Source organism: Aureibacter tunicatorum (assembly GCF_036492635.1).
Taxonomy (GTDB): Bacteria; Bacteroidota; Bacteroidia; order Cytophagales; family Cyclobacteriaceae; genus Aureibacter; species Aureibacter tunicatorum.
The window spans coordinates 119360-142298 of the sequence record NZ_AP025305.1; the positions used below are offsets into that span (position 1 = coordinate 119360).

The following is a 22939-nucleotide window of genomic DNA, read 5'->3' on the forward strand; positions in this document are numbered from 1 at the left end:
TCTATAGTGAACTTAAACAGGAAGATAATGAAAAAAATAGCGTTGATAATCGGAATATTGGTGAGTATACTTTGTGTTCAAAGCTTGTATGCTCAAGAGAGCGTCTCAATTGAGATTAGTGGAGAAGATCAGGAAGCAATGATCGATATTGATATCGATGAAGAAAAAATAGAGGCTTCGATCAAAGAGTTGAATTTTGAAATTGAAAACTTGGAGGAGGATTTGGAAAAGTTCATTGAAAAAACATTAAACAATATTGAAATAAAACTAAAGAATGTTGATCTTGACCAGCATTCGGAGTTGATAGAAGAGCTAGAAGCTAAGTACAATGCGAAAGTGGAAAAAATTGAAGAGATGGAGGTGAAGATTAAGAAAGATTTCGTGAAGATAGTTTCAGAGGTTTTACTTGACGATGGACGCAGAGTGAGAGATGTTAAAATTGAGAAAAAATAATTTTTGGATATTAGAATAAATCACAATGAAAAAGAACAGTAAAGGTTTAGTATGGGCCGCGGCAACGTTGGTAATTGTTTTGGCCGCTTCGGGAAGTATTTTAGCCAATTTTTTTTGGAATGTAGAAAAAATTAAGGGAAATGGCGTGTTGAAGACTGAGGAAAGATCTGTCAGAGGTTTTAGCGCATTAACCGCAAGCAATGGATTAGATGTTTTTGTAAAAAACGGAAGCGTAGGTAAAGTAGTCGTTGAGACAGACGAGAATCTTCATGAAATCATAAAAACGGAAGTGTCTGGCAGCACTCTTAAGATTTATACTACTAAGAATATCACACGCTCTGAGGCAAAGAAAATCACGGTGTATGTCAATCAAAACACATTGAAAAGCATAAAAATAAGTTCTGCTGCTGATTTGGTGTCGGATGTTCTGATGACAGCTAAAAGCTTGGATATATCCGCTTCCAGCTCTGCGGATTTTGTTGGAGAAGTGAAAGTGGATGATTTGAAATTGTCAATGTCAAGTTCTGCGGATATCAAAATCAAAGGAAGCGCTACTAAGGCGAAAATCAATGGCTCAAGCAGCGGAGATCTTGATGCTGAAGGCTTGTTGGTGCAAGAATGCACAATCAATTCTTCGTCGAGCTCCGACGCTAAGCTTAATATCGTAAAGGCTTTGGTCGCTCATGTTTCTTCAAGTGGAGAAGTGGAAGTGAAAGGCAGAGCTGACAAAGCTGAAATCAGCGTTTCAAGCGGAGGTGGTTTCAAAGGGTATTCATTCAAGGTGAAAGAATGCGAAGCCAAAGCTTCATCAGGCGGAGATATACAAGTTTATGTTTTGGATAATTTGGATGCCAGCGCAAGCTCAGGAGGAGATATCACATTCAAAGGTAACCCTACAAAAGTATCCAAAAACAAATCTTCAGGAGGAAGCATTGACCAAGATAATTAATCAATGTTCAAACGATTAAAATAATTTGATTAAGGGTTAGAAAATCATTTCATTTTAGCGATATATGAAAGCCGAGCTCTATTAGGAGCCGGCTTTTATTTTTTATTTTTTCCATTGCCTATTTCGAACCATGAACCTCGGAGTATGTAAAATATTCCCAAGATAAGCGTGATGGCCAAGGCGATGTTGAAAAATGACATGTTTTTCGTGATGTAAAGTACGGAAAGACCTAGGACTATCCATATGAAGTTTTTCATATATTTCACGAAGTGGTACTGGTCTTTGTTAGCGACAAATATCAGCGCGGTGACAAGCCAGCCTAAGGCTATGCCCATCGCCCCATACCAGAAAGTCTTATGAAGAAGGAATCCTATGCCGCCACCTATAAACATAAAGGGAACGAATAGCGACTTTAACAAATTATATTTTTCAAAGGATGAGCTTGTATGCTTGTAAAGAACAATGAATCGAGCCAAAAAGCCGACGCCCAGCCCGATGGCGGCGCCTGTGGCCCAATGCCCTTTCCAAATGCCTAATGCAAGGCCTAAAAACATGAATCCAAGTAAAAAATTTTCCGCGTTGCTACGAGTTTTGCTTGCCATAATTTAAAAATGTTTATTTAAAGTAATATTTACGGAAGATTTTTCAAATGGATATAGACACTTTATTGAAGTTTTTCATAAGATGCCAATATGCCTCTTACAAGGGAAGAGCTGAAACCTTGGAACTCCATTTCATTAAGTCCGGCGATAGTACATCCTTTGGGAGTAGTAACTTTATCGATTTCTTCCTCGGGATGTTTTCCTTGTTCCAATAAGAGTTTGGCGGCGCCCATTACTGTTTGCGAAGCGATCAATTGGGAGACCTCAGCGCTGAACCCAATTTCTATACCGCCTTGCGAGGCAGCTCTTATGAATCGTAACGCATAGGCGATCCCGCATGCTCCCAGCACTGTAGCGGCATCCATGTGCTCTTCTCCGATTTTAACAACTTTGCCTAATTGATTGAAAATGTTCATGACAGCTTCCTCTTGGGCTTTTGTAGCATTCAAGGATGATATGCATGTCATGGATTCCTTGATGGAAATGGCAGTATTGGGCATTGCTCTGAAAAGTGGAATTTGCATAGGCAATGCTTCTTCGATTTCTTGTATTCCAACTCCCGAAACCACTGAGACGATGATTTTGTCTTTGGTCAATGCAGGCGAGATTTCTTGCAAGATTTCCATAAGCTTAAAAGGCTTGACAGCAAGAATCACAATGTCGGCATTCTCCACCGCCCATACATTGTTGTTGCCAGTTACAGCTCCTTGGTCTGCCAAGTTTTGAAGCTTCTCCAAGTTTCTTCTGGTGATATGTATTTTTTGATGTGAGAATATTCCCGAGGCTAGTAACCCCGAGGCGATGGACGAACCCAAGTTTCCTCCTCCGATGATGGAAATGCTTGTATCTTTCATAGTTGTGTCTGAATTTGAAACTTTTGCGATGAATCTAGCGATAGATAAATAACAAAAACAATGACATTAGCCATTCAATTGTTAATCATTCTTTAAAAAGGAAATATATTTTCAACTTTAGCATAATTTGATTTTTGACTTGATTTAAAAAGAGCATATGAATTTGGATTTGAAAGGCAGGACCGCATTGGTTTGCGGAGCAAGCGGAGGTATAGGAAGAAGCATTGCGAAGGAGCTGGCGGATTTGGGAGCTAGAGTAGTTCTTTTCGCCAGAAATAGAGAAAAGCTTGAAGAGGTAAAGTTGGCTTTGAATGACTCATTTGGCCAAATTCATGGATTGCTTGTTGCTGATTTTGACAATATTGAGCAAGTGGAAGAACAGATTGACGGTTTTTTGTCAAAAGAAGGCCAAGTGGACATTTTAGTGAATAATTCAGGGGGACCATCTCCTGGACCTGTATTCGATGCCGGCATTGAAGAATTTGAAATCGGATTTCGTCGATTATTGCTAATTGCTCAATTATTGACTCAAAAGGCAGTTCCTCATATGAAACAAGCTAAATATGGAAGAGTGATCAATATTGTTTCCACTTCTGTAAGAGTTCCTATCGCTGGTTTGGGAGTATCCAATACAATTAGAGGAGCAGTAGCCGGTTGGGCGAAAACAATGGCTAATGAACTTGGGCCTTATGGCATTACGGTAAATAATATTTTGCCGGGAATGACGGATACCGATAGATTGAGATCCTTGGTGATCTCAAGAGCGGAAGACAGTGGCGAGAGCATCAAAGAAGTGGAAAAATCAATGCTGTCCAAAATTCCAGCGGGAAGGTTTGGCGACCCAAAAGAAACAGCTTATGCGGCGGGCTTCTTGGCTTCTCCATCAGCTTCGTTTATCAATGGTGTTAATTTGCCTGTCGACGGCGGACAAATTCCTTCCATTTAGCGTTAGACAATTTTTAATTGCATTTAATACATAGATTGTTCAACGACCGCAACGAAAGTCAAAGTTATTTGTTAAGCTTGCAGTTTTGGACTTATATTCATCGTAGTTCTAAGAGTTCAGATTTTTATAAATAGGAATAATGAGTGGAATCAATTTACTAGCCAACCTTCATCAGGTTGATGAAAAAGGAATCAGAAGCATGAATGCCTCTGTTTCTCATGGAGAAGGGTCAAATTTTCAAATTAAGAAGATACGAAACACCTATTTGCATATAGGGGCGGAAATAGTTTCTTCAAAAGATTCTTCAAAGCCTATTGAGCAGCCATTGACGAGCGATGACGAGATGGATTTTTTAGCTTTCGAAGGAGAGCTTTTCAATTCTTTTGATTTGAAAAATGAACTGATAGCCAAGGGTGTGACATTCAAGTCCAGTTCTGATGCTGAAGTGGTATTGCATGCTTTGCGAGAGTTTGGATTGGAAGTGATAGGGAGATTCAACGGGACTTATTCATTATGCTATTTGGATGCTAGGATGGAAAGAGTCGTATTGGCTAGGGATCCGCATGGGATCAAACCACTATATTATTTTCATAATGGAGTTGATTTCGCTTGCGCTTCTTCATCAATCAAAGGAGTGTTGGCTTCCGGTAATATCGCTAAAGAGATCGATCGCAAGCAAGTGAATCATTTTCTTCAATTTGGGTTTACCGAGCCATCCAAGACAGTGTATAAAGATGTGTTTGAGGTCCCTAGAGGCAGTTGCATGGTTTTGGAGAATTGGGATGAAGTCAAATCTTATCGATTTGTGAGCAGCGAGGAAAAAGTTGAGATCAATGATGAAATCAATGACGAGCAATTGCAACAAAAATTCGAGGATCTCTTGCTGGATTCGATTTCGCAAAGCCAAGCTTTTCGTCAAGATTTCGGCGTTCTGTTTGATGGCACCATACAAGCGGCTTTGATGATGTCGCTGGGGCATAAGCACGGTATTATTCCTACCCAAATGTTTTCGATCAGCTACGGAGATGAAAAATCGGATGAAATAATCGCCAACATGGCTTATGATCTTAGGACAAGCAATAGAGCGATAGAGTTGGATAAGGAAAATAGGACGCTGTTTTACGATTACGTGAGATCCATGGATCAACCGGTTAGCGATAAAAATTCATTTATAAATTACTTGATATCCTTGAAAGCTACGGATTATGTGAAGTATGCTTGGTCAAGTGACGGAGGAGCTGAGTTGACGGGAGGGTATGGAAGGGATTGGGCCTTTTACTTATATCTTTCCAATTACAAGAATATGGTGAATTACCTTCCAATGCTAAAGAAAGGCGCTAAATATTTGCCTTCGGCTTTGGACTTCGCTTTTGGAGGAACTATCACTTATATCAAGAAATACGCGAATAAAATCGATCCTGACCCTGCTTTGACTTATCATAATCTTGTTTCCGACAATACGTTGAATTTGTTTGAAATGCCGGATAGCGGGATTGTTTCCGACCCTGAAAGTCCTGAGTTTATTGAGTCGAATCTAGCTAAATTGATTGAATTTGAGAGAGGAGCGAATCTTGAGAGATCCGTGCTTCCAATTAATCAAGCTGTGTATAATCAAATGAATCTGGAGCTTCGCTTGCCTTACTTGGACAAGCAACTGTCGGGATTTTTGAAGAGCATACCTGAAATGAAGTTTTTTGAGCAGGGCCGAAACTGGCTTTTTGAAAGAACGATAAGGCATACAGGCCTTGAAAAATATTTGTCCTATTTAAAGCCCAATCCGGTTTTCCCAATCGGAAATATGATCAAATCAAACATGTTCAAGAAAGTCTTGGAGGATTTGAAAGAATCGAAGGGCAAGATCTACGAGTATGTAGATATCAAGCAAGCGGAGAATATAATCATGGAGCACAGGGCTGAGCAAGCGGATCATTCGGAAATTATTTGGCGCATGCTTGTGCTAATGATTTGGCTTGAGGAAGTGTCTTGATCGCTGTAATTTATATTATTACAATGTTCTTTTTAGGGAAACATAGCTTGCAGGTTCGTAATTAATGGGATTTTGGAAATATTAGATTAGCTATGAATAATCCATCAAAATAATTCAAAGATGACTTTCTTGTGAAAACATGATCTGTATTATAACTATTTTTAGTAAAACCTTGATGCAAATCATATAAAATTAATTCATTAATTGGATTCTAATTGGTAAGTTTGTTGATGAGAGATAATTGTAAATTATACACACAAAAATATTTGAGATATGGCAAAAGTAACAGTAGTTGGCGCTGGTAACGTAGGAGCTACGGCAGCTGACGTTTTAGCTTACAGAGAGATCGCGAACGAAGTTGTGTTGGTGGATATCAAGGATGGTTTCGCTGAAGGTAAAGCTTTAGACATCTGGCAAAAGTCACCTATCAATCTTTATGACACTCGCACGGTAGGTTCTACTAACGACTACTCAAAAACAGCTGACTCTGACGTTGTGATCATCACTTCAGGTTTGCCAAGAAAACCTGGAATGTCTCGCGACGATTTGATTTCAACAAATGCTGGTATCGTAAAATCAGTTACTGAAAATGTAATCAAGCATTCTCCAGAGGCTATCATCATCATCGTATCAAATCCTCTTGATGTGATGACTTATCAAGCGCACATCACTTCTCAGTTCCCAAGAACTAAAGTAATGGGTATGGCTGGTATCCTTGATACTGCAAGATACAAGGCATTCTTGGCTGAAGCTCTTGATGTATCTCCTAAAGATATTCAAGCGGTGCTAATGGGCGGACATGGCGATACTATGGTTCCTCTTCCAAGATACACTACTGTAGGTGGTATTCCTGTGACTGAGCTTATCGACAACGATACTTTGGAAGCGATCGTTCAAAGAACGAAAACTGGAGGTGGAGAGCTTGTTAAGCTTATGGGTACTTCTGCATGGTACGCTCCAGGTTCTGCATCTGCTCAAATGGCTGAAGCTATCATCAAGGACCAAAAGAGAGTATTCCCAGTATGCGTGAAGCTAGAAGGCGAGTATGGCATCGATAACTGCTACTTGGGTGTTCCTGTAGTATTAGGTAAGAATGGTATCGAGAAGATCATCGAGCTTGACCTGAACGAAGATGAAATGGCATTGCTTAAGAGCTCTGAGAAAGCTGTTCGCGAAGTAATGAATGTATTGGATAACAAGTAATATCCAAGATATAAAAAAATAAAAGGGCGTCGAGAACGCCCTTTTTTTATGGTTTATTTTTTAAGCTGCTTGCTTGTCTAGTTTATTGACTTTTATCCCTTTGGCTCTTCTAAGTTTGATAATTCCAATCTTGTCAAATATCCAAATGAAAATATATGTCGGATCCACTTCATGCCATTTTTCGCCAAAGTTTGCTTTGCTTCCATTATGGTGGTGGTTATTGTGGTAGCTTTCGCCCATCATCAGGAAGTCAAACGGCAACAAGTTTTTGGATGTGTCATTCACTTTGTGGTTTGTATAGCCATATATATGCGCGAACCAATTGATGATGGCTCCATGTATCGGAGACATTAAGAAATGTATTGGCAACAATAGGTACAACCACCATTCTGTCGCGTAGTGATAATAAAAAGCGACATACAATATACCCCATAATATTCTTGAAACTCTGCTTCTTGCAAGCTTGTCAAACGCGTCCCATTTTGGAACCCCTTTGGTAAAAGTCTCGTCAATAGGCTCTTTGTATGTGCCGTTTGTGATATCAGAATAGATCGTTTTTGTTCTCCACATCATTTTAAATAGCGACTCATCGTATTTTGGTGAGTGAGGATCTTTTTCCGTGTCAGCAAATGCATGGTGCATTCTGTGCATGACTCCGTAACCATAGGCGCTCAAGTAGTTTGAGCCTTGAAATAACCATGTCAAAACAAAGAAAAGTTTTTCCATGGGTTTGGACATGGTAAAAGCCGCATGCGCTGCGTACCTATGCAAAAAGAAGGTCTGAAAGAACAGCGACGAATACCAGTGTAGTATGAAGAAAACTATACAAGCGGTCATTTTTTATCTATAATTTAAGGGTTTTATATCTACTCTCTAATATCATGACAATGAATAATTGTGTTTGTGACACTTTTAAGGTAAAATTTTATCAATTTCATTCTAAAAGACTTTGATGCATAACTTTTTATCGCAACAAAACATAGTATTATTAGATTATTCATTTAGCTGAATTTTATTAAAAATAGAAAATTTAGGTTTCATGTTGCTTAAAAAGGGGATACCATATTCATATCTGTTTGGAATTATTAAGGTTGAAATAGCTTATGTAGCGATATTTATGATCTTGTTTTTCTCATTTCATAATTTTTTTGCTTCGGAATATTCTATTCCCTTGGCTATTCCGGGAGTCTTAGGCACGTCAATTTCATTGATCTTGGGATTTAGAACTTCTCAAGCTTATTCAAGGTGGTGGGAAGCGAGAATTGTTTGGGGAGCAATAGTCAATGACTCAAGGGCATTGGTCAGGGAATTGGCATGTTTCACAAATGTCGCTGAAGTTAAAACTCCAAAGTCGAGAATTGATGAGATCGTCAACTTGCAAATCGCGTGGTGCCATTTATTAGGCCAGAGTTTAAGAAAAAGAATAGAGCCGGAGTATTGGGAGTCGTATCTCGATCAGGAGCAAAAAGAAAGGCTGGAAGTTCATGACAACAAGCCTAATTTGTTGTTATTGATGATAAGCGAGAAGATTCATCTGTTGAAAAAAGGCAATCATATCAATTACTATCATCAAGTGCAAATGGATTGGACTGTGAACAGACTTTCGGAATCCATGGGCAAATGCGAACGAATAAAGAATACTGTGTTCCCCACGACATATTGCATGATGGTTCATATTTTTATTTACGCGTTTATATTCGTATTGCCCTTTGGCTTGGCCAAAACCATGGGGTGGGAAATGTATCCACTGATCTTCGGAGTTGCTTGCATCTTTTTCTTGATAGAAAAGATTGGAATGCAATTGCAGGACCCATTTGAGAATTCAGGAACTGATACGCCTATGACATCATTGGCAAGGACTATTGAGAGAAATGTTTTGCAGATGACCAATCGTGAAAAAATTCCAGCGCCTATAACATCAGACACCTTTTTTATTAATTAAAAACGAATGTTTCTCTAGACTGTCAAGCGTATAGGAGCGAAGCATTCAACGATATCTCCTTCAGTGTTGATGGCATACATGGCCGGCAGATGCAGGGAAGGGTTGAAAATTTCATTATTGCCTAATAAAGAGTGATACTTTTGCGAAATGGTGAAATCCGGATCTATTAGGGTTTTATGGCCTTGTAGACTTTTTGATATTAACGTAGCTTCCGTTTTAGAAAAAGTATCTGAAATTATGATAATTGATGAATTCTCAAGCGCATTTTTTTTTATCATATCGATAATTTCATCCAGGAAACTCATGGCTTCTTTTGATACGAACAACAAGATTGCCGGAGAGTAGGAAAGATGGTCCGCAAGCCAAAATTGAGAGTTGTCTGAATCGATTAAGATAAAGTCGACAGCTTTGGTTTTAGGTTGTTTCTCAATTAGGGAAGAAGCGTTTTGTTGGATTTTGTGATCGTGTGAAATGTTCTGTTCTTTTTTCATGTTTTAATAACTCTTTTTTACGCTTAAAGAGTGAAAAATAGTATTAATGGTTACTAAGAGCTTTGCTTAGAAAGAATGCAATAACAATACTTTTAATCGAATAATTTTTAAAATAATCCACTCAAAATAATTAATTATTATCAAATTCAAACCAATGCATTGACTTATTGATGTATTTTTTTACCAATTGTTAACGATTAGCAATTAAATAATGCTTTTTATGAAGATGAATAAATGAAATAATTGGTAAATTGAGCAGACATTGGCATAAGGAAATCACTAAGTATAACAAAGATGCAAAGAGATTCTAAAATTTTTAATTTGATTGAGCAAGAAGCGCTTCGCCAGGAAGAAGGGCTTGAGCTTATAGCTTCGGAAAATTTCACCTCAAAGCAAGTGATGGAGGCTCAGGGCAGCGTATTGACAAATAAATATGCTGAGGGATTGCCCAATAAGAGGTATTATGGAGGATGTCAAGTCGTCGACTTGATAGAGCAGGAAGCTATTGACAGAGCTAAGGAACTCTTTGGCGCGAACTGGGTGAATGTGCAACCGCATTCAGGTGCCCAAGCAAATGCGGCAGTAATGTTGGGGATATTGAATCCCGGCGATAGAATATTAGGTTTTGACCTTTCCCATGGCGGCCACTTGACACATGGATCGCATGTCAATTTTTCAGGCAAGCTTTATGAACCGCACTTCTACGGTGTTGAAAAAGAAACCGGCTTAATAGATTGGGAAAAAGTAGCTGAGAAAGCTGAGGAAGTAAAGCCTAAGTTGATTATCTGCGGAGCTTCATCATACAGCAGAGAGTGGAATTATGAAAGACTTAGAGAAATAGCTGACGAAGTTGGCGCGACATTATTGGCTGACATATCTCACCCAGCAGGGTTTATTGCGAGAGGCTTGTTGAATGATCCTTTGGAGCATTGCCATATCGTGACCAGCACAACTCACAAAACCCTGAGAGGACCTAGAGGCGGAATCATCATGACTAGAGAGGATTTTGAAAATCCGCTAGGCTTGAAAACTCCGAAAGGGACTATCAAAACATTAACGCAAGCATTGGATGGCGCAGTGTTCCCGGGAACGCAAGGCGGACCATTGGAGCATATTATCGCAGGTAAGGCAATCGCTTTTGGTGAAGCGTTGACTGACGATTATTTCAATTATATCATGCAAGTGAGAAAGAATGCCCAAGCCATGGCTAAGGAATTCTTGAACAGAGGCTATGATATAGTTTCCGGAGGTACGGATAATCACTTGCTTTTGATTGATCTGAGATCAAAAGGAATAAGCGGAAAAGAAGCTGAAAACACATTGGTTAAAGCGGATATTACGATCAATAAAAATATGGTTCCTTTTGATGACAAGTCTCCATTTGTAACATCGGGCATGAGGATAGGAACTGCGGCTGTAACAACTCGCGGCATGAAAGAAATTGACATGGCTAGAATTGTTGACATGATCGATACGACTTTGATGGTGAGAGCGGATGAGAGAAAGCTTGAGGATGTGAAGATTGAAATCAATGAATGGATGAAGGAGTTTCCTTTGTACAGCTAGTAAATAGAAACTATAGATAATTTAAGAAAGGCCTTATGAGAGTAAGGTCTTTTTTTATGGGCAAGGATTTATATTTTACGCCATTTCATCTTCTGATGAACTGCTTGACTCTGGACTTGGAATAAAATAAGGAGGAAATTCATCGCCAATGTTGTAATCCATATTCTGATGAAGAGCTATCATATAGGCGAAAAGTTGCTGCAATAATTCTCTGAGACTGTTGAAATTATATTCCATATTGAGCGATCTCAATTCGAATATAGGGGCCTCCTTTCCATTTGTCGCGAGCATATCCAACTTGCCTCCAAATCCTCCCAAAGCTTCTATATGAGTTTTGGCTTCAGGGTTGGGGAAATGCTCGCTTGTCAACAGGTCTTTGCCCTGCATCATTTCTTGCAGCCACATTTTCCGTGTTAGCTCAGCTAGTATATCGGGAGGCATGTTTGCGTATTTTTTTCGGTTGTTGTAAACTCCTTTTTCAAACAAAGGCTTTTCCAGTTCAATTTCGGGATTCATTATTTGAGGAAAATACCTTATCGACACCGGCTCAAAATGATTTGTTGGGAGCAAGCTCTGTTTCATTGAATCTTGGGAGCCAACCAGCTTCATTAATTCTATCCATAATGCGGAATTGTCAGCGGATAGCGCGTCTTTTTCATGTTTGGGTATAAGTTTTGCCATGCTGGCGAAATCAGTTCTAGCCAATAGTTTAGTAAAGGCCTTGGGGTATTCTTTGATTTCTTTGGTGCCGTAAATCAAATACATGACAACAAGGTCGGTAAAGCCTTTGAGTTCTATGCTCGGCTCTTTTAAAGGGTGCCCATCGGGAAATTCATTTGCGAATAAAGCCAAGGCGCAAGAACTGATTCTTGACGCTTGTCCAAGATAAAATGTGTTTACTCGGTAGCCTTGGAGAATATCCCAGCCTGTAAGGCGTCTTCCCCAATCTTTTTTCTTGATTTGGGCTTCAGTTTCGGGCTGACCGCCAGCTCCTAAATCCAGCAGAAATTCATGGACTTTGTCCATAGAGACTCCAATGGTGACTTGAGGCTTTCCTGCTAGCCCTGCAACTCTTACTTGCTTAAGAATAGCCATGGGTTCCATTAACCTCCCAATGCCGGCATTTTCCAGGCATTGAAGGCTTAATAACGGAGCTTTTTCAGTGATGATATTGCAAGCTCTTTCAATTTCCTGCAAAGCAAAAATCATTTCTTCAAATCCTTGAGGAGAGTCCTCGAAAGCTTTGCTTACCGCTTCTACGACGGATACATTTTCTCCGGAGTTTTCAGCTTGCAATTCCCAATCTTTGCCAAGCAATATTGGGTGATGGCGAGGATATTTTTTTAAGCTGGTAAAATCCTTTGATGGCGAAGCTGCCATCTCTTCTGACGAAGCCTCAGCCACCTCCCAATTTGTGAATTCGATTTCAAATCCAAATGCGCATTGAATAATATCCATGGGAGGAGGTTTCTTGGCGCCACAAGATGAGGAAAGCTTTGATGGAAATCTCTCCGATTTATTAGCTTTTGTTGAGCAGTTCTTGTGGCTTGTGCGCATGAATGATGAACTTTCATGCTAAGCAAATTGTTGATGTTGGCTATTAAGCTATTTGTAAGTAATAGCCAAAATAGTGAAAATCTTTTTGCCTACAGGAGCGTCCACTTCAACAGTGTCGCCGATTTTTTTGTCCATAAGCGCTTTGCCTATCGGCGATTCGACGCTTAGTTTTTTCTTTTTAATGTCGGCTTCGTCAGTTCCCACTAGCTGGAATTCCATAGGTCTTCCTGTTTGGTCCTTGAATTTCACATAAGCGCTGAAAAAGACCTTGCTTTGGTCTATGTTTTCAAAAGCGGCGACTTTAAGAACTTTAAAGCGGCGGTGTATGTAGCCTATTCTTCCGTCAAGCTCTCTAAGCTTTTTTCGTCCATAAATGTACTCCGCATTTTCCGATCGATCTCCCATGGCAGCGGCTTCGCCTACCGCTTCTGCGACTTGTTTGCGTTCGCTCCATAAGGCTTCCATTTCGGCATTGAGGGCATCCCAACCTTCTTTAGTGATAAGATTGCTGTAATTCGACATTTTGGTATGTATTCAAATAGATGAACGGGACCGATACGCCATCCATTGATTATTGGTTGGCATATCGCTCTTCATGATTGTAAAGTCTTGATAATAGGAAAGTGTTTGATTACCTGGATGAAGCTTCTTGATCTTCTTCTACATTTTCCAAGATAGGTTTTAGCAAGTAAGGTTCCAGTTCAGGATACTTGAAAACTATGTCTTTTCTAATTTCTTGTATCTGCCAATCAGTTGTTTCGTAAAAGTTCTCTCCAAGTTTTCCGCTAATTGAGCGAGAGTCCACAGAATCCATTTTTGATTCGATATTATGAGGGAGCATACGGATGCTTCCTAGTGCCGCTGACAAGTCGTGAGCTCTCAATCCTGATTGATTCGAATGATCAAGCGCGGAAGACAGGTTTTCTTCGACTTTTCTCGCTATAGACAGTTCCCAGTTGTTGGAGATGCCTTGGATATCCATCATCAATGTGTCTCTGTTGATGTAAGAGATCGATCTTCTGCCTCTGACAAAGTGGCCGTAAATATTTTCCAAAGTATTGCTGCCATCCACTTGGTTCATTTTAGCCCATTCGTTGCCCCAAAAATATGAAGGATCGATATAATATGTCGATGATTCTTCGCTTTTTCGAGTGCCTGTAAAACCGAACGCGGCATCCCAAGACATTTCGTTTCTTGCGATGGTGCTGTCATTTAATTTATTGTTGTTCACCTCTTCGCGAATACTGGAAAGATATCCTTTTTCCGAAAATTCGTTGAAGTAGATCACAGCTCCCATGAGCTCTTTTTCCACAAGCTTGGCGTAGTTCATGCCATTGCCGTCAAGCAAAAGGCTGCTTCCCGAAGGCAAGCTAGTCAAGCCGGGCTTCCCGTTTTCTCCTTGTTGCTGCAAGGAAGAAATGCTTGCAAATCGCTTGATCATGAATTCCACAGTGTCTTGCGAAGCAGGGCTGGTTAGTTCCATAAGACTGGCTCCTACAGCAAGCTTTTCCTTGTAAATTCCAAGCAATACGCTTTCGGATAGCTCAGCGCCATCATGTCCTTTTTCCATTTCCTCGATCAGCCTCAAAGCTTGAGCGTTGACACTTTCAAATGAAGAAAGATCGGTGTCGTAGTTATAGGTTGTGTTGTCGTAGTTTTCTCCAGATGGAGGATATTCGTTGTCGTACTTGCAAGATGAAAGGACGCTCATAGCGGCAATGGCCAAAAAAGCAAAGTTACGCCTCATGTCTATATTGTTTTATTGATACTCAATTATAATTTGTTGGATCCAAATCTCAAATTTTGGTATCTAATTTCTATAATTTAAGGTAATAATTTTTGCAATGGCATAGGCTATGGTGTTAGGCATTATTTGCCCATGACAAGAAAAATGCTGAGTATAATTTAAAAAAAAATACTTCAATTACAAATTTTTGATTTTTCCAATGACATCCCAAAGGACGATGCCCATGGATACAGAGATGTTCAATGAATGCTTGGTGCCGTATTGGGGAATTTCAATGACTTGATCGGATGAGGCTACGACTTCTTCCTCAACACCGAAAACTTCGTTGCCGAAAACAAGCGCGTATTTTTCGCCTTTGGAAGGAGTGAAATCATCAAGAGATACGCTTTGGTCCGCTTGTTCCACAGAAAGGATCTTGAAGCCTTCGCTTCTCAAGCTTTTCAAGGCATCGGATGTGCTGTCATGATATTCCCAAGCTACAGAATCTTGGGCGCCAAGAGCCGTTTTGTGAATATCTCTATGAGGGGGCGTTCCTGTGATGCCGCATAGAAGTATTTTTTCGACCAAAAACGCATCCCCGGTTCTGAAAGCGGAACCCACATTGTTAAGGCTTCTGACATTGTCCAATACGATAACAACTGGTTTCTTTTCTTTGGTTTTGAATTCTTCCACAGAAATTCTGTCAAGTTCCTCGTTTTTAAGTTTTCTCATGGCTTTGCTGTTAATTCAATTCGCAATTTAGCCTATTCTCTCAAAAATTTATAAATAAACGACCCGCTTTCTTTAAATCTTTACATTTAGATAGGCAAAGTGTTCATTCATAGAATATAACCATTAAATTTGCGTTTTGCCCGCGCTAAAATGAAAGCGCGGGAGGCAATTTAGAGGCGCTAAGACACGATTCAATTATGGCAAAAACGAGCAAGTCGAAGAAGGCCGCGGGGGGCAAGGAAACTCCGCTGATGAGGCAGTACAATGAGATCAAGAAAAAATATCCAGGAGCTTTGCTTCTTTTCAGAGTGGGCGATTTTTATGAAACTTTTGGCGAAGACGCTGTCAAAGCCAGCAAGGTATTGGAAATCGTCTTGACAAAAAGGGGCGCAGGATCATCTTCCGAGACAGAACTTGCCGGCTTTCCTCATCATTCCCTTGACTCTTACTTGCCTAGATTGGTGAGAGCGGGGTATCGAGTGGCTATTTGCGATCAGCTGGAAGACCCTAAGTCTGTGAAAGGCATTGTGAAAAGGGGAGTTACGGAACTGGTGACTCCGGGACTAGCGATTAACGACAATGTGCTTGAGCAAAAAAGCAACAACTTCTTGGCTTCCGTTTATTTTGGGAAAAAAGGCATGACAGGCCTTTCTTTGTTGGACTTGTCCACAGGCGAGTTTATGGTGGCCAATGGGAGCTCGCAGTATGTTGACAATTTGATGAAATCATTCAGCCCTTCTGAGATTATTTATTGCAAAGCGCAAAGAAAGCAATTCGAGGAGTATTTTTCCGAAGAAGCAAATCCTTATGCTTTGGAGGATTGGGCATACAGTTTTGATTTCGCTTTCGAACAGCTTACGCATCATTTCAAGACGCAAAACCTTAAGGGATTTGGCGTGGATAATGTCACGGAAGGGGTCGTGGCTGCTGGAGCTATCATACATTACCTGAAAGAGACGGAACATAAAGAGATTGGCCATATCACCCACATCGCTCGTTTGGAAAAGGACAAGTATGTCTGGCTGGACAAGTTTACGGTGCAAAATTTGGAAATCCTTACGCCTCAGCATGACGCTGGAGTGGCATTGGTTGATGTGATCGACAAGACTTTGAGCCCTATGGGCGCAAGAATGCTTCGCAAATGGGCGGTGTTGCCATTAAAGGAAAGCGCTAGAATCAAAGAAAGGCTTGATGCGGTCGAAGCATTGGAGGAAGATGGCGAGCTGCATGAGAATATTTGCAAATATTTGAAGAATATCGGCGATGTGGAGCGATTGATCTCCAAAGTAGCTGTCGGAAGAATAAATCCTCGCGAGATGCTTCAGCTGAAAAAAGCCTTGGGGAATATTGGACCGATTAAGCAGCTCTTGCATGGAAGCGATGCCGATGTGTTGCGAAAAATTTCCGATCAGCTGAACCATTGCCAATTTCTTTTTGACAAGATTGATGCTGAGTTGAAAGACGATGTCCCGATCGTTTCAAATTTGGGGAATTTGATTCGCGAAGGCATCGATGGAGAGCTTGACGAATTAAGGGCGATGGCTTTTTCCGGCAAGGATTATCTGGCTCAGATTCAAAAAAGGGAGATGGAGAGAACAGGCATTCCTTCTTTGAAAATTGCCTATAATAAAGTATTCGGCTATTATCTTGAAGTCACTAACGCGCACAAGGACAAAGTGCCTGAAGAATGGATAAGAAAGCAGACTTTGGTGAACGCCGAAAGATATATCACTGAAGAGCTCAAGACTTATGAAGAGAAGATTCTCAGCGCGGAAGGAAAGCTCGTGGTCATTGAGCAAAGAATTTATCAGGAATTGGTGTCGTCCGCAATGGATTATATCGAACCGATACAACAAAATGCCAAGGCTGTCGCGATGTTGGATTGTTTGTGCTCTTTCGCGCAAGTGGCTTTGGATTATGGATATTGCAAGCCTACGATACTTGAAAGCAAAGGATTGAACATCAAGGATGGGCGCCATCCTGTGATAGAAAGACAAATGGGGATGGGAGAGGAATATGTGCCTAATGACATAAGCTTGTCTCCGGATGATCAGCAAATAGCTATAATCACAGGTCCTAACATGTCAGGTAAGTCCGCTTTGCTGAGGCAGACAGCTTTGATTGTTTTGATGGCTCAGATGGGGTCTTTTGTGCCGGCATCACAAGCTGAGTTGGGCATTGTCGATAAAGTGTTCACCAGAGTCGGAGCTTCCGACAATTTGGCCAAAGGAGAGTCCACTTTCATGGTGGAGATGACCGAGACCGCGAGCATCATGAACAATCTCAGTGACAGAAGTCTGGTATTGATGGATGAGATCGGCCGAGGAACAAGCACTTATGACGGCGTGTCTATCGCTTGGTCGATAGTCGAGTTTCTTCACAATCATCCTAAATTCAAGGCGAAAACGCTTTTTGCCACGCATTATCATGAGTTGAATGAGCTGGCTAACGATTTTCCAAGAATAAAGAATTTCAATGTTTCAGTCAAGGAACGCATGGGCAAGGTGATATTCATGCGGAAGCTAAGTCCGGGAGGCACAGCGCATAGTTTTGGTATCAATGTGGCTCAATTGGCTGGAATGCCTGACAATATCGTCGATCGGGCTCGCGAGATTTTGACGCACCTTGAGGAGAATAGGTCGAAGGAGCATTTTGAGGAAAAGGTAAGACAGGTTCCTAAGAATAACTATCAGCTAAGTCTCTTTGAAGCCGAAGATCCAGCGATGAAAGAAGTGAAGCAAGAATTGGAAAAATTGGATGTCAATGCGATGACGCCGATAGAGGCTTTGATGAAATTAAATGAAATAAAAAGCATGATTTGATTTTAAAAGGGAAAAGTGTTTCTTTTTCCATGCTTTTCAATTAATACACTGATAATTATCAACTAATTCCTTGTTTTTAAATTAACTTTTGGTTTACTTGTAATAAATCAAAAAAGAAAATGGCTGTCGCATTCGCGACAGCCTGAAATCTAAAAATCCGTACACAACAGTTAATACATTTTTTAAAAAGTACAAGCTTAAAAAGTAAATTAAAAAATAGCTCCTCTTAAAAAGTAAAGGTCAAAAAATCCATCAAAAAAAGTCAAGCGATAAAAAAGTACATAAAAACAGTTCATGACTTAACGACCAAGGCTTACATTATTTTCCGGAATTCAATGCATTGATGCATAGCTCTTGAATCGACTTTCAAGGAAACTTATATCCCTGTTTGTCATGATTCAAATATCAATAATATGCCTCAAAGCAACTATGACAATTGTCACTTAATGCATTGATTATAAAAAACATCGCAAAAAAAGTGTTCAAATTGCGAATTTTTTAAAACAGATCAGCTTGCGTTAAACTTGAATTTGTCTAATATGGTAAACTTTGATTAATTTGATTCGTATTTAATATTATCGCTTTTGATAGTCTTTAATAAGTTTTATGAGCTGATTTAATAGGATTAATATTAGGTAGTTTCATTGTTTGCAAATAGTGATTTCTATTTATATTTATATATAATAAAGATCTTGGAATAGATTGCTGTCAAGATTAAATAATTGTTATGATCTTTGACAACATTTAGCGATACATTTGCATTGATGTTTAAATGTGAAGGAAATTTTTGATAAAATAATTCACCTATCAGTTAGTTAAGTATCAATTTATAAATAATTGAATTATAAATTTGATTTGTTGATGGAGTTTCGTATTATTAGATATGCAAATAAAAAAAGCCGCCACCCTGAGGCGACGGCTTGAGAATTAAAAGTGTCCTAATACTTGTTCTTGTTCTCTTTCTAAAAAATTGCCAGTCAAAAAAATAGCGTTCAAAAAAAGACGTCCTGTCAAAAAAAAGCCGAAAAAATAAGCGAGTAAAAAAGTGCTAGATAAAAAGTATAAGATCTTAAGCTCGCTCCATTCTTCAAACAAAGTGAATCAAAAGACTTGTGTCTAAGCATGGAGCTCATATTTTGCCCATTCGCTTATATCAAATCTCAAAAAATTCTAGCATAAAAAACATGACAAAAGTCATGAAATGGCAAAATTTTAAAAAAAAGCTGTTAAATAGTATTAGATTTGCAATATTTCAATCAATTCTCAACTAAGAAAGTAAATATTTTACGCATCTTTTGAACTTGATTTAGTAATATTGATTTTCTTATAATTACCTGTCATTTGAGCGATAATTTTTGGATTTTTCATAAAAAATAAAGATTAAAAATCCGAAAACGATTCCGTAATATCACAATTGACGCTTTAGCCTGTTGAGATTTGTATTGGCATGTGATTTAACGTGTTTTAACATTAATCTTGACCAAAAAACAAAAGATGTTTGAATTTGGCTTTTGGTCAAGTGGTTTATTCAAGAAACTCGAACGAATTGCTTAGTTTTTGACTTCAGTATTGAATTTTCGAATATCAATAAATGAGCCGCTTGCTTGTGCGGATACTTCTGAAATAGTCTCCAACAACCGCTTTGCCAATTCTTCAGGCGAAGGCATGTATTCGGTGCCGCGGGCTTCTTTGAGTCTTTGAATGCTAGAGAATTTTTCGCTGTCCACATTGCCTCCGCATAAGTAATCTTGCATCGCCGTATCCACAAGTCCGGGAGCCAAAGATGAAAAATGGGTTTGCGCCCTTTCTGCAGCGTAAAGCTGTATAAGCATGTTGAAGCTCGCTTTGGAAATTGCATATCCGGACCATCCTCTATTGCCGTTCACGGCTGCTCCGGATGATATGCCGACTACTTGCTCGATAGTTCCAACGGTATCGAATAGACTGTCCAAAAGAACTTTGTTCGCCCATACATTTACCTGCATGATGTCGTTTAGTTCTTTGATACTGGTGTCTTTCATATCCTTAATATCCCCTAGTATGCCAGCATTCAAAACGACAATGTCCAATTTTTCAATGTTTTGAAGAAAAACGGATATGTTTTGAGAGATGGATTCCAAATTGTTCAAATCCAAGGAGCAAAAATGGAAACTCTTATTGTTAATTAAGTCTTTTGGAGTTCTACGGCTAAGTCCATAAACTTCATGTCCTTGAGCAAGTAGTTCTTTGGCAAGGCCCAAGCCTATGCCTGAACTGCAACCAGTAAGCAATACTTTTTTCATTTCGTTTTTTTATTTTAATTCTATCGGAAATATCAAGTTGGTTCTTGGTGTGTGTAGAAATTATCCGGCCTGGGTTTCAGCTCCTATCACCTCATAGGTTTTTCCCAAGAAAGTGATTTGGCCTTCGCCTAGTTCTCCTTTTAACACGTATTTTTCTATGTAGTCCTTTGTGCCGTGAATTAATAGCTGAGCGAATAATTTGCCTTTGATGACGGTTGCATTGGATTTGATGGCCATCATAGGGTTATGTCTGTTGTTTTCGGCAAGCAAATTAAGTCCTTCGATTTCTACTTGAGCGGATTTGATTTGATGATTGAGCCAAGCGATTTCATTAGCGTCTGGTTCTGATTCCAGTTTTCTTTCAGCGCTTGATATTTCCTCTTCGAGTTTTTTTATTGCTTGTTCCGTATTGTTAGAAGGCGGAGCGTAGCGCTTTTCACGTCTTTGTTGTTCCGCTTCCAAATATATCTCATCATTGATCCAAGCTTCCATTTGGTTAAGGAATTTCTGGCAGTCGCTCAGGTTTGTGGCAATGGTTGGGTATTTGTCTGTCGGAAATAAATCTTTTGAACTTATAGAGAGTTCCATAAAAAAGTAGTTAAGTTTTGAAATAAGTTGATGCCTAAATTTCCGACAATTTACAGACCAACTTTTATTGAGAAAAAGATAACTTGCGAAATTTCTTTTTTTAGCTTAAAATGTCTTTGGCTGTTTGAAGCATTTCGATTTGCATGAAGCAATTTTGCAAGGTATCGAATTCTGTTTTATCCAGCATTAGTGTGGGCTGGCTTTTAGTAGTGCGAATGGCGAGCAACATTTGCCCGCCAAATAAACTGGCGCATTCATCAAAATTTGACCTGCAAACAAGCTTCTTGAGACTGGAGTATTCATTGTAAGCCATTTTGCAATAATAAGTTTTGCACTTGAAAATCATTTCGGAACATGTCAAGCACTGGGCTATGTATACTCCGTCCGTGTCAGCAAGGACTTTATGTAAGCAGCTCATATTTTTTCTTAAGATTCGAATTCTTCCAAGATTTGCTCCGTCCAGATTTGAAGCCTTTCGTCTGTTAATTCAGGCTCGTTGTCGACATCTATCGCCAAGCCTTTGAAATAAGTGTGTCCTTCAAGTTCGATTTCGGCTTTGGAAGCGGCGTATTCGTATCCTTCGGCATCCCAAAGTCCGATTAATTGTCCTCCATTTTCCATTACCACATCGGCAAGAATTCCCACTCCATCAATAAACCAATCTCCGTACCCATGTTGATCGCCTAAGCCGAATATGGCTACAGTTTTGCCGGTAAAGTCAATTTCTTGGAAGTAATTGTCATACGCGGTTTCCCAATCGCTTTGCAATTCGCCGTCGTACCAAGTTGGAATGCCGATGACGATACGCTCGTATTCAGCAAAAGTTTCCGCTGAAGCGTCGCTAACATAATGTTCGTCGATATTTTCCGCTCCTAGCAATTCGATAAGCGAATTGACTACTTCCTCTGTATTTCCTGTGTCTGATCCGTAAAAAAGCCCGATTTTCATAAGCTTCAATTATTATTTAAACTCAATAAAAATAAATTTAATCCTTAAAATTATTTCATCCAAGGAAAAAGTCAAATAAACAATTTTATTGGCAGTATTGGCCTTTTTTGAGACAGTAATATATCAGTCTTAGCGTCTTGGGAATTATTCCAGCAAGCTGGAGTGATGGATGAAATATTTCGCAGAACAAAAAAGGCCTTTTCAATGAAGAAAAGGCCTTGGAGATATAGCTATAATGGATTATTATTTCTAATTGAATTGGACATAGTGTTTCCACTTGTCAATCACGTCTGTGAAGTCTTTAGGCAGTTCAGATTCGAATTGCATTTTTTCTTTAGTGATCGGATGGATGAAGCCTAGAGACTTGGCATGCAAGGCTTGTCTAGGCATGATTTTAAAACAGTTGTCGATAAACTGCTTGTATTTGGTGAAAGTCGTTCCCTTCAAAATTTTGTCTCCGCCATAGGTGGAGTCATTGAATAATGGATGGCCCAAGTGTTTCATATGGGCTCTTATTTGGTGCGTTCTTCCAGTTTCCAAGTTGCATTTGATCAAGGAAACATATCTCAGCCTTTCGATAACTTTATAGTGAGTGATCGCATGCCTGCCAATGTCACCCTCAGGAAATGCCGCTACTACTCTTCTGTCTTTGAAGCTTCTGCCCAAATGGCAATCAATCGTTCCTTTGTCTTCCGACACATCTCCCCATACCAAAGCATAGTAAGTTCTTTCGATGGAGTGATCGAAGAATTGCTTGGCAAGGCCAGTCATTGCTTTCTCGGATTTGGCAATAACCAAAAGTCCGCTGGTGTCTTTGTCAATCCTATGCACAAGTCCGGGGCGACCTTCATTGTCAGGCATGGTTGGCAAGTTTTGAAAGTGGTAAGCCAAGGCATTCACCAAAGTGCCATTCCAATTGTTGTAAGCAGGATGCACTACCATGCCGGCTTCCTTGTTTACAACTAAAATATGGTCGTCTTCATAGACTATGTTGAGCGGTATGTCTTCGGGAATCACTTCCGTCTCTCTCGGGGGTTCCGGCAAAGCGATAACGATATCGTCATTAGGCCTAACTTTGTAGTTTGGCTTGACATTTTCATCATTTACCTTCACAAAACCATCTTTAATAGCGGCTTGCACCTTGTTTCGAGTAACATTGGGCAATCTGTCCATCAAGAATTTGTCTAATCTTAATAGTTGTTGCTTTGGATCCGCTATGATTCGGTGATGTTCGTAAAGTTCGTCTTGTGATTCCTCGATAATGTCCTCTTTCTCGCTCATTTTCAGGTGA

The 22939-nt window shown here is 39.7% G+C and carries 21 protein-coding genes; 8 read left to right on the forward strand and 13 right to left on the reverse strand.

Annotated elements, in window-relative coordinates; translation table 11 throughout:
- The first annotated feature begins 27 nt into the window (after positions 1 to 27).
- Together AABK36_RS00445 and AABK36_RS00450 are read left to right on the forward strand one after the other, a co-directional pair.
- Positions 28 to 453, forward strand: coding sequence for a hypothetical protein (locus tag AABK36_RS00445; RefSeq protein ID WP_309937042.1), 426 nt, complete (start codon positions 28 to 30; stop codon positions 451 to 453).
- Positions 454 to 478: 25 nt separating this feature from the next.
- The gene (locus AABK36_RS00450; protein ID WP_309937043.1) at positions 479 to 1402 is read left to right on the forward strand and encodes a head GIN domain-containing protein; all 924 of its coding nucleotides are present in this window, start codon (positions 479 to 481) and stop codon (positions 1400 to 1402) included.
- Positions 1403 to 1497: 95 nt separating this feature from the next.
- On the opposite strand, the gene AABK36_RS00455 is transcribed toward AABK36_RS00450, so the two are convergent.
- Complete coding sequence (locus tag AABK36_RS00455; protein ID WP_309937044.1) at positions 1498 to 2004, reverse strand: hypothetical protein; 507 nt, start codon at positions 2002 to 2004, stop codon at positions 1498 to 1500.
- 62 nt (positions 2005 to 2066) lie between these two features.
- On the reverse strand, positions 2067 to 2858 hold the full coding sequence (proC, locus tag AABK36_RS00460; protein ID WP_309937045.1) for a pyrroline-5-carboxylate reductase: 792 nt from the start codon (positions 2856 to 2858) through the stop codon (positions 2067 to 2069).
- Between the two features lie 157 nt (positions 2859 to 3015).
- Here proC and AABK36_RS00465 point away from each other — a divergent pair, with 157 nt between their 5' ends.
- The 3 genes from AABK36_RS00465 to mdh all read left to right on the forward strand — a co-directional run bounded on the left by AABK36_RS00465 (position 3016) and on the right by mdh (position 6994).
- Positions 3016 to 3804 carry an SDR family oxidoreductase gene (locus tag AABK36_RS00465; protein ID WP_309937046.1) on the forward strand — a complete coding sequence of 263 codons (789 nt, stop codon included), beginning with the start codon at positions 3016 to 3018 and terminating at the stop codon, positions 3802 to 3804.
- A 139-nt stretch (positions 3805 to 3943) separates the two neighbouring features.
- Positions 3944 to 5791, forward strand: coding sequence for an asparagine synthetase B family protein (locus tag AABK36_RS00470; RefSeq protein WP_309937047.1), 1848 nt, complete (start codon positions 3944 to 3946; stop codon positions 5789 to 5791).
- 273 nt (positions 5792 to 6064) lie between these two features.
- Complete coding sequence (mdh, locus tag AABK36_RS00475; protein ID WP_309937048.1) at positions 6065 to 6994, forward strand: malate dehydrogenase; 930 nt, start codon at positions 6065 to 6067, stop codon at positions 6992 to 6994.
- A gap of 60 nt (positions 6995 to 7054) precedes the next feature.
- Here the strand turns inward: mdh and AABK36_RS00480 are convergent, their stop codons facing one another.
- Entirely contained in the window at positions 7055 to 7831 is a 777-nt protein-coding gene (locus AABK36_RS00480) for an acyl-CoA desaturase (protein WP_309937049.1), read from the reverse strand.
- A 202-nt stretch (positions 7832 to 8033) separates the two neighbouring features.
- Between AABK36_RS00480 and AABK36_RS00485 the strand changes: the two genes are divergently transcribed.
- Complete coding sequence (locus tag AABK36_RS00485) at positions 8034 to 8936, forward strand: bestrophin family protein (RefSeq protein WP_309937050.1); 903 nt, start codon at positions 8034 to 8036, stop codon at positions 8934 to 8936.
- Between the two features lie 14 nt (positions 8937 to 8950).
- On the opposite strand, the gene AABK36_RS00490 is transcribed toward AABK36_RS00485, so the two are convergent.
- Positions 8951 to 9427, reverse strand: coding sequence for a hypothetical protein (locus AABK36_RS00490; RefSeq protein ID WP_309937051.1), 477 nt, complete (start codon positions 9425 to 9427; stop codon positions 8951 to 8953).
- Positions 9428 to 9721: 294 nt separating this feature from the next.
- On the opposite strand from AABK36_RS00490, the gene AABK36_RS00495 reads away from it, so the two are divergent.
- Positions 9722 to 10993 (forward strand): serine hydroxymethyltransferase, encoded by a 1272-nt coding sequence (locus tag AABK36_RS00495; RefSeq protein ID WP_309937052.1) that lies wholly within the window; start codon positions 9722 to 9724, stop codon positions 10991 to 10993.
- 75 nt (positions 10994 to 11068) lie between these two features.
- On the opposite strand, the gene AABK36_RS00500 is transcribed toward AABK36_RS00495, so the two are convergent.
- The 4 genes from AABK36_RS00500 to AABK36_RS00515 all read right to left on the reverse strand — a co-directional run bounded on the left by AABK36_RS00500 (position 11069) and on the right by AABK36_RS00515 (position 15008).
- On the reverse strand, positions 11069 to 12550 hold the full coding sequence (locus tag AABK36_RS00500) for a hypothetical protein (protein ID WP_309937053.1): 1482 nt from the start codon (positions 12548 to 12550) through the stop codon (positions 11069 to 11071).
- 48 nt (positions 12551 to 12598) lie between these two features.
- Positions 12599 to 13072, reverse strand: a complete 474-nt coding sequence (locus AABK36_RS00505; RefSeq protein ID WP_309937054.1) for a GreA/GreB family elongation factor — start codon at positions 13070 to 13072, stop codon at positions 12599 to 12601.
- A gap of 109 nt (positions 13073 to 13181) precedes the next feature.
- Positions 13182 to 14297, reverse strand: coding sequence for a DUF4856 domain-containing protein (locus tag AABK36_RS00510; RefSeq protein WP_309937055.1), 1116 nt, complete (start codon positions 14295 to 14297; stop codon positions 13182 to 13184).
- 177 nt (positions 14298 to 14474) lie between these two features.
- Positions 14475 to 15008: a TrmH family RNA methyltransferase gene (locus AABK36_RS00515; protein WP_309937057.1), complete on the reverse strand. Its 534-nt coding sequence runs from the start codon at positions 15006 to 15008 to the stop codon at positions 14475 to 14477.
- A gap of 197 nt (positions 15009 to 15205) precedes the next feature.
- Between AABK36_RS00515 and mutS the strand changes: the two genes are divergently transcribed.
- Positions 15206 to 17830 (forward strand): DNA mismatch repair protein MutS, encoded by a 2625-nt coding sequence (gene mutS / locus AABK36_RS00520; RefSeq protein WP_309937058.1) that lies wholly within the window; start codon positions 15206 to 15208, stop codon positions 17828 to 17830.
- A gap of 1550 nt (positions 17831 to 19380) precedes the next feature.
- Here mutS and AABK36_RS00525 read toward each other — a convergent pair.
- The 5 genes from AABK36_RS00525 to AABK36_RS00545 all read right to left on the reverse strand — a co-directional run bounded on the left by AABK36_RS00525 (position 19381) and on the right by AABK36_RS00545 (position 22929).
- Positions 19381 to 20112 (reverse strand): SDR family NAD(P)-dependent oxidoreductase, encoded by a 732-nt coding sequence (locus tag AABK36_RS00525; protein WP_309937059.1) that lies wholly within the window; start codon positions 20110 to 20112, stop codon positions 19381 to 19383.
- Positions 20113 to 20172: 60 nt separating this feature from the next.
- Positions 20173 to 20700: a hypothetical protein gene (locus AABK36_RS00530; protein WP_309937060.1), complete on the reverse strand. Its 528-nt coding sequence runs from the start codon at positions 20698 to 20700 to the stop codon at positions 20173 to 20175.
- Between the two features lie 100 nt (positions 20701 to 20800).
- Positions 20801 to 21118: a hypothetical protein gene (locus tag AABK36_RS00535; RefSeq protein WP_309937061.1), complete on the reverse strand. Its 318-nt coding sequence runs from the start codon at positions 21116 to 21118 to the stop codon at positions 20801 to 20803.
- Positions 21119 to 21126: 8 nt separating this feature from the next.
- Complete coding sequence (locus AABK36_RS00540; protein WP_309937062.1) at positions 21127 to 21648, reverse strand: flavodoxin; 522 nt, start codon at positions 21646 to 21648, stop codon at positions 21127 to 21129.
- A 249-nt stretch (positions 21649 to 21897) separates the two neighbouring features.
- Positions 21898 to 22929 (reverse strand): RluA family pseudouridine synthase, encoded by a 1032-nt coding sequence (locus tag AABK36_RS00545; RefSeq protein ID WP_309937928.1) that lies wholly within the window; start codon positions 22927 to 22929, stop codon positions 21898 to 21900.
- Positions 22930 to 22939: the final 10 nt, after the last annotated feature.

Excerpts from the sequence above, each read along its gene's own strand:
- AABK36_RS00510 (WP_309937055.1), bottom strand. The coding sequence starts at position 14,297 with ATGAGGCGTAACTTTGCTTTTTTGGCCATTGCCGCTATGAGCGTCCTT.
- proC (WP_309937045.1), bottom strand. The coding sequence starts at position 2,858 with ATGAAAGATACAAGCATTTCCATCATCGGAGGAGGAAACTTGGGTTCG.
- AABK36_RS00495 (WP_309937052.1), top strand. The coding sequence starts at position 9,722 with ATGCAAAGAGATTCTAAAATTTTTAATTTGATTGAGCAAGAAGCGCTT.
- AABK36_RS00525 (WP_309937059.1), bottom strand. The coding sequence starts at position 20,112 with ATGAAAAAAGTATTGCTTACTGGTTGCAGTTCAGGCATAGGCTTGGGC.
- AABK36_RS00455 (WP_309937044.1), bottom strand. The coding sequence starts at position 2,004 with ATGGCAAGCAAAACTCGTAGCAACGCGGAAAATTTTTTACTTGGATTC.
- AABK36_RS00515 (WP_309937057.1), bottom strand. The coding sequence starts at position 15,008 with ATGAGAAAACTTAAAAACGAGGAACTTGACAGAATTTCTGTGGAAGAA.
- AABK36_RS00530 (WP_309937060.1), bottom strand. The coding sequence starts at position 20,700 with ATGGAACTCTCTATAAGTTCAAAAGATTTATTTCCGACAGACAAATAC.
- AABK36_RS00545 (WP_309937928.1), bottom strand. The coding sequence starts at position 22,929 with ATGAGCGAGAAAGAGGACATTATCGAGGAATCACAAGACGAACTTTAC.
- AABK36_RS00470 (WP_309937047.1), top strand. The coding sequence starts at position 3,944 with ATGAGTGGAATCAATTTACTAGCCAACCTTCATCAGGTTGATGAAAAA.
- AABK36_RS00490 (WP_309937051.1), bottom strand. The coding sequence starts at position 9,427 with ATGAAAAAAGAACAGAACATTTCACACGATCACAAAATCCAACAAAAC.
- AABK36_RS00540 (WP_309937062.1), bottom strand. The coding sequence starts at position 21,648 with ATGAAAATCGGGCTTTTTTACGGATCAGACACAGGAAATACAGAGGAA.
- AABK36_RS00485 (WP_309937050.1), top strand. The coding sequence starts at position 8,034 with ATGTTGCTTAAAAAGGGGATACCATATTCATATCTGTTTGGAATTATT.
- AABK36_RS00480 (WP_309937049.1), bottom strand. The coding sequence starts at position 7,831 with ATGACCGCTTGTATAGTTTTCTTCATACTACACTGGTATTCGTCGCTG.
- AABK36_RS00535 (WP_309937061.1), bottom strand. The coding sequence starts at position 21,118 with ATGAGCTGCTTACATAAAGTCCTTGCTGACACGGACGGAGTATACATA.
- AABK36_RS00500 (WP_309937053.1), bottom strand. The coding sequence starts at position 12,550 with ATGCGCACAAGCCACAAGAACTGCTCAACAAAAGCTAATAAATCGGAG.
- AABK36_RS00445 (WP_309937042.1), top strand. The coding sequence starts at position 28 with ATGAAAAAAATAGCGTTGATAATCGGAATATTGGTGAGTATACTTTGT.
- mutS (WP_309937058.1), top strand. The coding sequence starts at position 15,206 with ATGGCAAAAACGAGCAAGTCGAAGAAGGCCGCGGGGGGCAAGGAAACT.
- AABK36_RS00505 (WP_309937054.1), bottom strand. The coding sequence starts at position 13,072 with ATGTCGAATTACAGCAATCTTATCACTAAAGAAGGTTGGGATGCCCTC.
- mdh (WP_309937048.1), top strand. The coding sequence starts at position 6,065 with ATGGCAAAAGTAACAGTAGTTGGCGCTGGTAACGTAGGAGCTACGGCA.
- AABK36_RS00465 (WP_309937046.1), top strand. The coding sequence starts at position 3,016 with ATGAATTTGGATTTGAAAGGCAGGACCGCATTGGTTTGCGGAGCAAGC.
- AABK36_RS00450 (WP_309937043.1), top strand. The coding sequence starts at position 479 with ATGAAAAAGAACAGTAAAGGTTTAGTATGGGCCGCGGCAACGTTGGTA.